This window comes from Anaerococcus sp. HMSC068A02 (assembly GCF_001811125.1).
Taxonomy (GTDB): domain Bacteria; phylum Bacillota; class Clostridia; order Tissierellales; family Peptoniphilaceae; genus Anaerococcus; species Anaerococcus vaginalis_C.
Window position 1 is genome coordinate 1 of sequence record NZ_KV803760.1, and the last position, 368, is coordinate 368.

The following is a 368-nucleotide window of genomic DNA, read 5'->3' on the forward strand; positions in this document are numbered from 1 at the left end:
GCTTCATTATCTTCATCAAGATAATTTTTTATATCTTTTAATGTTTCTTGGATAAGGTTTAAGACTACTTCTGCTTTTATCCTGTGAGCTGATGGACAAAGTGTCCCGCAAGGTACTTTCTTATAATTACTGCAAACATAATAAGGAATATTCTTATAGTTATTTGTCCTATGAACATACATCTTGCTCCCGCAATCTGCACAATACATCAATCCTGTGAGTGGGTGATATTCACCCCAACCATCAGGATACCTTTTTACATTTCCTCTTATCCTTTGCACATTATCAAAGGTTTCTTGGTCTATGATTGCTTCGTGAGTATTTTCAAAGATGAGCCATTTATCTTCGGATACATATTTACTTTTCTT

General features: G+C 34.2%; 1 protein-coding gene. It reads right to left on the reverse strand.

All coding sequences use genetic code 11. From position 1 onward, the window contains the following. The coding region (locus HMPREF2782_RS05390) for a recombinase zinc beta ribbon domain-containing protein (RefSeq protein WP_186821659.1) at positions 1-368 on the reverse strand (368 nt) is incomplete at both ends.